Raw genomic sequence first — 11,948 nt, forward strand, 5'->3', positions numbered from 1 at the left:
CGTCAACACCTTTCTGCGCCTTGCCGCTTTCCCTTTGGTCGCCGTTTTTAGTATACTCTCAGCTTGTAGGGATTTCAAGAATCATTTTCTTTTTTCCCGCAGTCCGCGGACTCTCGCGGAAACTGCAGGGGTTTTCGCATCCTTATTGCGGCAGCCCCCGCCTGAAAGAAGACCTCATCATTTTATAGTTCCGGACAGCCTGGCCCCTATCCCGCATGACATCCGGGAACTCCGGGGGTATAGCAACCTCGTTTTTTCCGGCATTCAAAAAATCCGCACTAACTTAGCGGCAGAGCTCTGGAAAATCTGAGCTATATCCCATACATCGTCAGATATGCCTTTGTATTTTCACACATCTCCTCAAACAGCTTCCTCGCGTCCGCCAGGCCGCAGGTCACCAGCGGGTCGTTCGCAAAGGCCCGGAAGATTCCCTCCACATCCCGTCTGGCGATTGCATCCGACAGCATCTCCTGCTCCCCGCAGATTCTGACCACCAGCGGATAGACGGACTGCGGAATCTCCCTGGCGAAGACCGGTGTCAGGCTGCCCGCCCGAAACACCGCATTGGTCTCCACCACCGCCCCCAGAGGAAGGTTGGGAATCTGGCCCTGGTTGGGGATGTTGACATTAGTGACCAGTTCGGTCAAACCCAGCAGGGCCCGAATCTGGTTCACGCCCTCCTCGCCGGTGCCTTTTATCTCCACCTCTTCCTCCCCGCTGACCAGCCGGGCGCTCCGTGCCAGGCGCATCTCCAGATCCTCCTTGCGCCATGACACAGGCGTCAGCCCAAAGTGCATCTCTTTTACCCGCTCCGGGCTCTCCAGATACCATTTCCCCTCGCAGAACTCCGCCAGATGCCTGTCCCCCGCCGCCGCGATCCATCCGAACCGCCGGAACAGATCCATCTTCACTTTCTCGTCGCAGGCAAAAGCATTGTTCATCCAGTTATTGTCCGCGGGGCTTTCCCCGCCCCGGCCGTCCGGGTGCTCATTACAGTATGTGCGGTAAACCGGGAACAGATCCACATCCCGGTATCTTGCTTCCGTGAGCCAGGTGAAATGGTTCACTCCCACAGGGTTGACCTTGATTTCATGGCGTTCCACCGCCGGGACGCCCAGTACCTCTTCCACCACCTCCGCCAGGAACCTTTGGGTTCCGTACACCTCGTGGCAGCAGCCGAAAGCCCTGATTTCCGGGAATACCCGGTAGAGGGCCTTCACGCAGAGGGTCATGGGGTTGGTATAGTTGATGACCCAGGCTTTCGGGCAGCGGTTTTTGATGCTTTCCGCGATGACCTCGTACATGGGGATGGTGCGCATGGCACGCAATATCCCTCCGGGGCCGCTGGTATCGCCCACGGACTGGTAGATGCCGTACTTCTCTGGCGCATGTACGTCCGACTCCATCTCGTCAAAGGTGCCTGGCAGGATGGACAGGATGACGAAATCAGCCCCCGCCAGGGCCTCCTCCAAAGTCTCCACCGCGGCGTAATACCATGTGGTCCTGGCTCCCAGGGCATGATTGAATTTGTTTCCGATGATTTCATTGTTCTTCGCCGCCTGCATGTCGATGTCATACAGATACACCGTACCGCTGATATCTTCATAAGTCATCAGGTCGCTCATCAGCCCCCAGGCCCACCCTCTGGAGCCGCCGCCCAAATAGGCGATTTTGATGTCTTCCACTTTGTTGCCATTGTACTTCATATTAACACCTGCCCCTTTCTGTGATTCTATAATCATGTCCTTTAACGAACTCATGGATTTCTTTATACACAACCTCCCTACAAAGTCACTCCCTGTTTAAAAATCGCCATATCGTGATAGCCCTCCTCCTCGCTGCGGACTTTTCTGCCGGAGGCCACCTCCACCACATAGCGAAACAGTCTGTCCGTCTCCCTGTCCATGCAGCCATCCTCCGCCAGGGCACCCGCGTTGAAGTCAATCCACTTTGACTTCTTCTCTGCCAGAGCGGAATTAGTGGAAATCTTTACCGTGGGCACAGGCGATGCGAAAGGCGTGCCCCGCCCTGTGGTGAACAGCACCATATGCGCTCCCGCGGCGGCCAGCGCCGTAGATGCCACCAAATCGTTTCCCGGCGCGCTGAGCAGATTCAGTCCCCTAATCTGCACTTTCTCGCCGTACTGCAGCACGCCCCGCACCAGGGCGCTTCCTGATTTCTGGGTACAGCCCAGGGACTTGTCCTCCAGCGTGGAAATCCCGCCTTTTTTATTCCCCGGCGAGGGATTCTCATAAATGGTCTGGCCATGGCTTTTGAAATAGTTCTTGAAATCATTGATCAAATCCACAGTCTGGCGGAACAGTTCCTCATTGGCGCAGCGGTTCATGAGGATGGTCTCCGCACCGAACATCTCCGGCACCTCGGTGAGGATAGTGGTTCCTCCCCGGGATACCAGCCTGTCGGAGAAGCGCCCTACCAGCGGATTCGCCGTGATGCCGGACAGACCGTCGCTGCCGCCGCATTTCAGGCCGATTACGAGTTCGCTCACGCTGACAGGCTCTCTCCGGAATGAGGATGCCTGCTCGATAAGGCTCCCTATGATTTCCAGACCCTCCGCCACTTCGTCCTCACATTCCTGAGATACCAGAAACCTGACTCTGTTTTCATCGTAATCACCCAGATAAGGCTTCAGTTCCTGAATATTGCTGTTCTCGCAGCCCAGTCCCAGCACCAGCACACCTCCGGCATTGGGGTGGCTGATCAGATCGGCAAGAATCTTCCGGGTATGCTCCTGGTCTTCCCCCATCTGGGAACAGCCGTAGGGGTGGGGGAAAGCGATGACTTCATCCACTGCTGTTCCTTTGGGCTGGTATGGCGTCCCTTTCGGCATTGCCAAAAGCCACTCATTGGCTTTCTTCGCGATTGCGGACGCCACATTGTTCACACAGCCTACCGTAGGGATAATCCAAATCTCGTTGCGGATGCCCACCTTGCCGTCAGGACGCCTGTATCCCATGAAAGACGACTCTAATGTATCTTCGCCCACCCCTTCAGAAATCCTTTCACTCTCTGTTCCTTTCGTGCTTTCTTTCACCTCGGCCTCTCCGAAGACAGGCTCGTAGGAGTATTCCGGCAAATCCCCCAATGCTGTCTTCAAATTGTGGGTATGAATCCAGTCACCCGCCCTGATATCCGCCATTGCATTCCCGATGCGATAGCCATACTTGATGACCTCTTCCCCTGTGAGAATATCGCAGACTGACATCTTATGTCCGGCGGGAATCTCCTCTCGCGCGATAACCGAAATCTTGCCGCCACCTTCCGGCAGATTGCCCTCTGCTTCCTCTCTGAGGCTGTCCTCCTGCCCCAAAGCACCTTTTCCTTTCAGGATTCCCTCATGCTCTAAAGCATTCCCGCCTGCCAAAATGTCCAGCCTTGTTCCGGCCGGAATATCCTGTAGTGCCACCACCACATTATCCTTCTCGTGTATCTTTATGAAATTCTGCATAATGCCGCCCTCATGCCATTCTCTCTGATATCATCCAGAAAATACTTGACCGTATCAGTCAATCCTTCTGTCCGGTTCAAATCCTGCCCCCAGAACTCCTCTTTCCCCAGAAATGCTTCCACGAACTCTCTGCTGCCCTTCCCGCAGTTATCCCGGAAAAATTCCAGCACCTCCATGTCATCCATGATGCGATACTCTTCCCCATTCCTATGGGCTAAAAGCGCTCCGCCGCGGATTTCCGGAAAACGCCTTTCTTCTGCAGAGAATCCATCCTCCTTAACACGTCCCTCTTCCATGGAAGGCGCGCCCTCCCTGGGATGTCTTTCTTCCATAAGACACATCTCCTCTGTGGGACGCTCCTCTCCCCCAAAGTCTCTCTCTTCCCTGGAAAACCCGCTTTCCAAACCGCCATAAAACGCCAGCAGCGCCGCCAGAGAAAAGGCCAGCCGTTGCGGAAGCCTGCCGAACTTCTCCACGTACCCCAAAAGGCTTGGCATGCATCTGGTCCGCCACTTGGACACGGAGTTCAGAGAAACAGAAAGCAGCGAATGCTTCACATAAGGATTGTCAAAACGCTGGATTACCGCTTTGGCGAACTCCTCCAGTTCTTCTTCCGGGAGCGTCAGCGCAGGAATCACCTCATCAAAAATCGTCCTCTCCATAAAATCCCGAATATCCCTGTCTTCCATGGATTCCTTTACCGTATCATAGCCGCACAGGAAAGAGGCCAGCACAAAAGAGGTATGGGCGCCATTGAGGATACGCACCTTTCTCTGCTTATAGGGCTTCTGGTCTTCCGTAAAAATCACAGGGAGCCCCGCCTCCGGCAGGGGAAATTCCCCGCTGATGTCCTCAGGACTCTCAATGACCCACAGCGCAAAGGGCTCCCCCACGACCATGATATGGTCCTCATACCCCAGCGCCTCCCACTGCTCCTGCTCCGTGTCCCCGGGATATCCCGTGACGATGCGATCCACCAACGTGGAAGTAAAGATGCATGCCTCCTCCACCCAAGTCCTGAACCCATCGCCCAGATTCCAGAGTTCTATGAACTGCAGGACGCATTTCTTCAGCACACCGCCATTGTCATCTATCAGCTCCGCTGGCAGCATTACCAGTCCCCTGCCCCTATCTCCCGCGAAAGTCTCATATCTATGGTACAGAAACTTCGTCAGCTTGCCCGGAAATGTCCTGGGAGGATTCTGTTCAAATTTATCTCCGGCATCAAACACAATGCCGGCCTCCGTGGTATTGGACACCACGAACCGCAGCGCATCCAGTTCGGCCAACTTCATGAATTTCTCATACTCGCCATAGGCGCTCACGGCATCCGCAATGCTGGTAACCTGCCTGTTACAGACCTTTGCCTCGCCGTCAACGATTCCCCGTAGCGACACGGTATACTGGCAGTCCTGCCTGTGGAACTTCTCCAGGTCTCCGGATTCTCTGGGCTTCACCAGCACGATATCCCCGTCAAATTTTCCCTGCTCGTTGGCAATGTCAATCATGTAGTCGACAAAGGCTCGGAGAAAATTGCCCTCCCCGAATTGCACCACTTTGACAGGCCTTTCTTTTTTTCCCGTCATTGCTTTCCCCAAAATCTCCATAGCTTTGCCTCCTGTCCGAATCCCCCTGGAATGCTTTTCTTCCATGGAATGCTTTTCTTCCATGGAATGCTTTTCTTCCATGGAATGCTTTTCTTCCATGGAATGACCTTTCTTCCATGGAATGCTTTTCTTCCATGGAATGACCTTTCTTCCATGGAATGCTTTTCTTCCATGTTCATCGCTATGTAAGCGCTTACATTTCCTATCATACATCCAAATATTTTTTACGTCAATAATCAAATCTATTTGTTAAAAAAATATCTTGCAAAAAAAGCTGCATTTGCTATAATTTTAATAGGACTTTTTTGAAACTACTTACACTCACGAGCGGTGGGATTTTCCGCCATATCCGCAGAATCTTCCTCTCGCGAGTCTGGTTGCATGGTAGTTTTTTGTGACCGCCAGTATGCATCGCGTCCGGCACGGGGCCATGCAATGGGGCAGGATTCTTCTCTGCCTTATACTGCATAATGCCAGAATTCACCATACCGCATTGGTTAAACGTATGTGGCCGGCGTTATGTGGTCAGGTTACTCGGAAATTTTAACTGTTAAGCAGTATAAATGCCGTTTATATAGATTCCTGTGCCGATGAGGAAGACCAATGACGATTTACGATATCTCCGAAAAGGCCGGCGTCTCCATCGCTACTGTCTCCCGCGTGCTCAACGGCAGCAGCAGCGTCAGCGAGAAGACCAGACAAAAGGTGCTGGATGTCATCGAGCAGTACGGGTACACTCCCAATGCTTTCGCAAGAGGCTTAGGGCTGAATACCATGAAGACCATCGGTATCATGTGCGCGGACAGTTCCGATCTGTACCTTGCCAAGGCAGTCTACTATATCGAGCAGAAGCTTAGGGCCAGCGGCTACGACAGCCTGCTGTGCTGTACAGGCTATGAGCTGGCCTCCAAAACGGCCTCCATGAATCTGCTGATTACGAAAAAGGTAGACGGCATCATTCTGGCGGGCTCCAATTTCGTCTACGAAAAGGATCAGGACAACAGGTACATCGCGGAAGCCGCCGCCCAGATTCCGGTGATGCTGCTGAATGCCTCCATGGACGCGCCCAATGTATACAGCGTCATGTCCGATGACTACACATCCATGTACGAGGCCACCCGGCAGATGCTCTCCGACGGCATTGAGGACATCCTGTACTTTTACAATTCCCAGTCCTACAGCGGTAAGAAAAAACTGGCCGGTTTCCGGGCTGCAATGGCGGAGGCACATCCCGGGCAGGAGCCTCTGACAGAGTTCTATCGCGGCTCCCATGAGGATATCCACGCCATGGTCAGACATCTGAATGCAGTACGGGACAAAGGCGCCCGGTTCCATGGCGTCATTGCCGCGGATGACACGCTGGCGCTTGCCGCCGTCAAATACGCCGCGGAGGCAGGGTATCGGATTCCGGAGGACTTTTCCGTCATAGGATACAACAATTCCATGCTCACCGAATGCTGCGAACCGGAACTGACCAGCATCGACAATAAGCTGGAGACCCTCTGTCAGCACCTGATCACCACTCTGCTGGGCATCCTGGAGGAAAGAGAGATGCCGAAGAAGACCGTCTTCTCCGGCGAAATCATAAGAAGAGGCACCACCCGCAAGTAACCCATGGAACGAAAAAACATCGATATAAAATCAAAATCATGAATGGAGGAAAAGAACATGAACGAATTTATGGACAAGGATTTCCTGTTGGAATCGGAGACAGCCAAAAAGCTGTTCCACGATTATGCGGAAAACACACCAATACTGGATTACCATTGCCATATCAATCCGAAAGAGATTGCGGAAGACCGCCGTTTCGATAATATCACGCAGGTATGGCTGGGCGGCGATCATTACAAATGGCGCCTGATGCGCTCTTTCGGCGTGGAGGAGAAATATATCACCGGGGACGCCTCCGATTATGAGAAATTCTGCAAATGGGCGGAATGCCTGGGCAAGGCCATCGGCAATCCCCTGTTCCACTGGAGCCATCTGGAGCTGCAGAGATACTTCGGCTATCACGGCGTGCTGAACAAGAAGACGGCAGGCGAAGTATGGAAGCTGTGCAATGAAAAGCTGGCTGAGCCCTCCATGAGCGCCCGCAATCTGATCAGGCAGAGCAATGTGACCCTGATCTGCACCACGGACGATCCTATCGATTCCCTGGAATGGCACAAGAAAATCGCGGGGGACGACACCTTTGACGTAAAGGTGCTTCCCGCCTGGAGGCCTGACAAGGCCATGAATATCGAGAAACCGGATTACCTGAACTATCTGGATCAGCTCTGCGAAGTCACCGGCATAAGCGAAATCAACAGTTTCGCCGCCCTGAAAGCCGCCCTGAAGCAGCGGATGGAGTATTTCGCTTCCATGGGCTGCAATGTCTCCGATCACGGCCTGGAATATGTCATGTACTATCCTGCCAGCGATGACGAAATCGAGGCCATTTTCCTGAAGAGACTGAACCGGATGATTCCCACCAGGGAAGAACAGCTGAAGTTCAAGACGGCTTTCATGGTATTCGTGGGCAGAGAATACCACAGACTTGACTGGGCGATGCAGCTCCACTTTGGCTGCAAGCGCGACAACAATACCAAAATGTACGGGCTGCTGGGCCCTGACACCGGCTACGACTGCATCAACAACGACGCTCCCTCCGCGCAGATGGCGGATTTCCTGAACGCTCTCTGCAAGACCGACGAGCTTCCCAGGACCATCCTGTACAGCCTGAACCCCAACGACAACCAGTCCATCGGCACCATCATCGGCTGTTTCCAGGACTCCAGCGCCGTGGCCAAGGTTCAGCAGGGCAGCGCGTGGTGGTTCAACGATCACAAGACAGGCATGCGGGAGCAGCTGATTTCCCTTGCGAACCTGGGCAACCTTTCCGGCTTCGTGGGAATGCTCACAGATTCCAGAAGCTTCCTGTCCTACACCAGGCATGAGTATTTCCGCAGAGTCCTCTGCAACCTCATCGGCTACTGGGTAGAAGGCGGCGGCTTCCCGGCTGATATGGATACTTTGTCCGAAATCGTCAAGGATATCTCTTATTACAATGCAAAGAGGTATTTTAAGTTTGATATTTAGGAATCGCAAACTGTACCAGCAGCCGTCTCTGACACAACAGGCTAATCCGCAGTAACCTTGATTGAATAGCAACTCCAAAACAGGGTGCAGGACCTTTGTCAAATCACCAAAGGTCTTGCACCCTGTATTAACATTCCTTCATCAGTCCCGCCGGGTAAGTTACCACTCTAATCCTCGTCCGCGAATATTTTCTCCAGGGCCTCTCCCATCCGCTCCACCAGCCCCACCACCAGCGCGTTGCCCATCATGAACCTGCGCTTGTTCAGCGGCATCTCCACCACTTTTCCCTCTGTCAGGCAGTACTTCGTGTGGTCTGTGGGAAATCCCTGAATCCGCTCTGTCTCCCCTGCTGTCAGAAGCCGGATTCTTCCCGTCCGCTTATCCTTTACGATATGAGTAGTCCTGCTGAAGCTCCCCTCGGAGGTCAGCATGGTCCGGGCGGGCTTGTCGTACTCGTCCACCATGGGAATCGCTCCCTCCGAAAAGACATAGGAATGCCCGTTAGCCGCTTTCCGCAGAAGCTTTTTGGCCCCTTTCTGATACTGCCAGGTATTCCTCTGTTCCTTAGAAAGGCTCTGCACGGACTCATCGCTGCGGGTAATCTCCGGGGAAGTGTAGTACAGCCTCTCCTCCGGTATAAAGTATGTCTCCTCCACATCCCCGGACTCCATGATATCCCCCAGTGTCATCCGTTTCCCCTGGTATTCCGGGACGGTCTTCGCCGTATAGATGACGCCGTCTTTCATCATGCCCGCGTTCTCGAAGCCGAATTGGAAAGATGCCGACAGCTCCCCAATGCTTACCGGCAGCTCCCTCATTTTGACCTGCCCCGGCTCCACGGAACCCACCGGAAATGTCCCGGCAAAGAAACCCTCTCTGGATATCACAGCCGCTGCGCTGTCCCTGCGTGCCTCCTCATCTGCCCTGGAACGCTCATAGCCCACGGCCCTCTCCTGTCTGCCACAATAAACCGTATCTTCTCTACAGGCAAAAAGGAAAGTCCTCCTGCGCCTCTGCGGAAGCCCATAGTCCGCCGCGTTGATGACACGCCATTCCACCGTATACCCCTCATCCCGGAAGCAGGCCAGCATGATGCCGAAATCCCTGCCCCGCTGACTGGCCGGGGATTTCAGGAGCCTGTCCACATTTTCCAGCAGCACAAAGGGAGGACGCTTGACTTCCAGGACCTCCCGGATCGACCACCACAGAATGCCTTTCTTTCCCTCCAGCCCCCTGGATGTAGCCAAAGACGAAGCCACGGAATAATCCTGACACGGAAAACCGCCAACTAATAGATTGAAATCCGGTATCAGGCTTTTGTCCACCTCTTCGATATCTACATTTGTAGTGTCATGACCGGCATTGTCCAGACATGTCCCAAAGTGATACACATAGCAGTCATGGGCATACTGGGTCTTCTTTTCCGCGGGCTCCCACTGGCTGAACCACACTGTCCGCCATTTCTCTCCTATGGAATGCCCCCCTTCCATTCTCATATCCTCCGGCGTCCGAATGCCGTTCAGGCCGCATCGGAATCCGCCCACTCCTGCAAACAGTTCACAGACCGTCCTCTCCATCGGAACATTTCCTTTCCTTTTTCTATCGCATCACGCTTTCAGGACCGTCACGCTTCTCCGTCTGCCTCCCCAAGCCGGATGTCGAAGATGACTTCCTCTATGGTCCGGACACACTCATCCGTCTTCTTGAGGATATCCTTTCCCCAGAAATGTATCACTGTCCATCCCATGAAGAGCAGGCGCTTGTCGATTTCACTGTCCCGCTCTATGTTGTCCTGAATCTTCCTGACCCAATACTCCCCATTATTTCCTTTTTCCACTTTGGGCTTCAGCACTTCCCAGTCCTTTCCGTGGAAAAACTCGCTGTCGCAGAAAATGGCAAGCTTGTATTTCGTCAGACAGATATCGGGACTGCCAGGCAGTGCTTTGTAATTCTTTCGATAATGATAGCCCTTTTCCCGCAGAGCCTTCCGCAGAGCCACCTCGATGGAAGTGTCCTTTCCGCGGATATGGCTCATGGTCTTGCTTCTCGTCTCAGTGACGTTCTTAAATGTGCGCATTACAGCAGCACTTCCCGATTGGTACCGTAGAATATGTCATCCCGTCCCGACATCATTTCCAGAAAACGCTCAAACTGCTCCCAGGCATTCCTGAAGTCAAATTCGTAACTATGTCCCCAGACATACAGAATCTGCTGTCTCTCCGGCTTCAGTTCCAGGAACTGCTTTCCCAGCTCGAACAATTTATCCGGCTCCATGATGTGGTATACTGTCGGACAGAATTGATACAAATCATCCTGTCTGTCGAAGTTGTAAGACGCTATTGTAGTACGTGCATATTGAATCCCCGTGCGCTGCTCCACCAGCCGGGCCACATGAGGCGTAAAGTTCACGCCGCCTCCCGGATATGCCATGCCGACTACCTCATATCCCGCTATCCGGCTTAAATTCTCCCGGTCCCGCTCCACCTGTCTCACGATTTCCTCGTCATCCTCCACTTCTGCCAGATTCGGATGGGTCAGGGTATGGGCCGCAATCTCATGCCCGGCATAGATATCCCGCACTTGTGCAGGGTCTACCTTTATATGATCGACATGCGCACCCTCCCTGATCAGATAGCCGTCTTTTCCCAGCAGCTCTGAATTCAGGTTGAAAGTTCCTTTCATTCCATATTTGTTCAAAAGCCCTATCAGCCGCTTGTCCTGGGTCACGCCATCGTCGTAGCTGAAGGTAAGCGCCTTTTTCCATTCCATCATATCGTCTCCTTTCCGCCCGCCCCGGCGGGTCTTTTTGCACTTCTCTGTCTCGTCAGTTCATACATCATCACAGATGCCGCACAACTCACATTAAAGGAGGAGGCATAGGAATCCTCCGCCATGGGAATCGTGCAAAGGACATCGCACATGTCCTTAAAATTCTGGTTCAGCCCCATGGTCTCATTTCCGATCATGAGCATCACAGGCGCGGTCAGATCCACGCCGTAGACCGGAACCTGCTTATGCGCCGTAGTCCCGATTATCTGAAAAGCGGGATATCTCTTTCTGACATCCGCCACGAAATTCCACAGCGCATTGTTGTCCGAAACTCTGACCACAGGCAGCTTGAAAAAAGAACCCATGGCCGACACCACCACATCCGGGTCATACAAATCCACGCCGTGTCCGGTCATAATCAGCAAATCCGCCCCAAGGGCATCGCAGGAACGAATCATCGTGCCCAGATTTCCCTTGTTGGAAGGCCTGTCAAAGAGAACGATGAAAGGATTCTCGGACAGATAGCTCTCTTTGAGCTTGTCCTCCCGCATCTCAATGACAGCCATCAGTTCAGAAGTATCCGTCTTGCCGCTGAGCTCCTCCATCAGTTCTGCCGTCAAACGATAGTTCACTTCTGTGCTCACCGTCTTCAGCAGATTGTCTGCCCAGTCGGAAAGCCTGCCTGTCCCGAACAAAAAGGACTTCACATGCCATCCCTGCCGCACCGCCTCATTGATGCTGCGGACCCCTTCCACAAAAAATTCCCCGGCCTTGTACCTTTTGTTGCGGTTGGTCTTCAGCACCTGAAAATGCTGATATATGTTATTCCGTGTATAAATATCCGTCGTTGCCATTCTTGTCCTCTTCGCCGCCTCCGGCCGGTTTCCGCCCGTCTCCTCTCCGTCCGGAAAAAGACGGGGAAGTCTGCGGCCTGTCATAAAAAGGGCTGTCACATTTTGGAAAGCAGATAGATACCGCTCCATGCAACAGCCCCTGAGTCATCTGAAATGCCCTCTTAACAGAAT

The 11,948-nt window shown here is 53.3% G+C and carries 9 protein-coding genes; 2 read left to right on the forward strand and 7 right to left on the reverse strand.

The window, feature by feature from the left end:
- Positions 1 to 311 precede the first annotated feature (311 nt).
- The 3 genes from NFS35_RS14925 to NFS35_RS14935 all read right to left on the reverse strand — a co-directional run bounded on the left by NFS35_RS14925 (position 312) and on the right by NFS35_RS14935 (position 5,175).
- Entirely contained in the window at positions 312 to 1,706 is a 1,395-nt protein-coding gene (locus NFS35_RS14925; RefSeq protein WP_251207918.1) for a family 4 glycosyl hydrolase, read from the reverse strand.
- 77 nt (positions 1,707 to 1,783) lie between these two features.
- Positions 1,784 to 3,469 carry a UxaA family hydrolase gene (locus NFS35_RS14930; protein WP_251207919.1) on the reverse strand — a complete coding sequence of 562 codons (1,686 nt, stop codon included), beginning with the start codon at positions 3,467 to 3,469 and terminating at the stop codon, positions 1,784 to 1,786.
- Positions 3,454 to 5,175 carry a tagaturonate reductase gene (locus NFS35_RS14935; protein WP_251207920.1) on the reverse strand — a complete coding sequence of 574 codons (1,722 nt, stop codon included), beginning with the start codon at positions 5,173 to 5,175 and terminating at the stop codon, positions 3,454 to 3,456. Before NFS35_RS14935 ends, NFS35_RS14930 begins: the two co-directional genes overlap by 16 nt.
- Positions 5,176 to 5,679: 504 nt before the next feature.
- On the opposite strand from NFS35_RS14935, the gene NFS35_RS14940 reads away from it, so the two are divergent.
- Positions 5,680 to 6,687: a LacI family DNA-binding transcriptional regulator gene (locus NFS35_RS14940; protein WP_251207921.1), complete on the forward strand. Its 1,008-nt coding sequence runs from the start codon at positions 5,680 to 5,682 to the stop codon at positions 6,685 to 6,687.
- Between the two features lie 57 nt (positions 6,688 to 6,744).
- Complete coding sequence (uxaC, locus tag NFS35_RS14945; RefSeq protein ID WP_251207922.1) at positions 6,745 to 8,154, forward strand: glucuronate isomerase; 1,410 nt, start codon at positions 6,745 to 6,747, stop codon at positions 8,152 to 8,154.
- Positions 8,155 to 8,321: 167 nt separating this feature from the next.
- Here uxaC and dcm read toward each other — a convergent pair whose 3' ends face one another.
- Genes dcm through NFS35_RS14965 form a run of 4 tightly spaced genes read right to left on the reverse strand, consistent with a single transcriptional unit; the run spans position 8,322 to position 11,777 of the window.
- Positions 8,322 to 9,731, reverse strand: a complete 1,410-nt coding sequence (gene dcm, locus NFS35_RS14950) for a DNA (cytosine-5-)-methyltransferase (protein ID WP_251207923.1) — start codon at positions 9,729 to 9,731, stop codon at positions 8,322 to 8,324.
- A gap of 47 nt (positions 9,732 to 9,778) precedes the next feature.
- Positions 9,779 to 10,231 (reverse strand): very short patch repair endonuclease, encoded by a 453-nt coding sequence (locus NFS35_RS14955; RefSeq protein WP_251207924.1) that lies wholly within the window; start codon positions 10,229 to 10,231, stop codon positions 9,779 to 9,781.
- Positions 10,231 to 10,926, reverse strand: a complete 696-nt coding sequence (locus NFS35_RS14960) for a polysaccharide deacetylase family protein (RefSeq protein WP_251207925.1) — start codon at positions 10,924 to 10,926, stop codon at positions 10,231 to 10,233. Before NFS35_RS14960 ends, NFS35_RS14955 begins: the two co-directional genes overlap by 1 nt.
- Complete coding sequence (locus tag NFS35_RS14965) at positions 10,923 to 11,777, reverse strand: TrmH family RNA methyltransferase (RefSeq protein ID WP_251207926.1); 855 nt, start codon at positions 11,775 to 11,777, stop codon at positions 10,923 to 10,925. The genes NFS35_RS14960 and NFS35_RS14965 overlap by 4 nt, the downstream gene beginning before the upstream one ends.
- Positions 11,778 to 11,948 lie beyond the last annotated feature (171 nt).

It is taken from the genome of Acetatifactor aquisgranensis, from assembly GCF_943193215.1.
GTDB classification, from domain to species: Bacteria; Bacillota; Clostridia; order Lachnospirales; family Lachnospiraceae; genus Acetatifactor; species Acetatifactor aquisgranensis.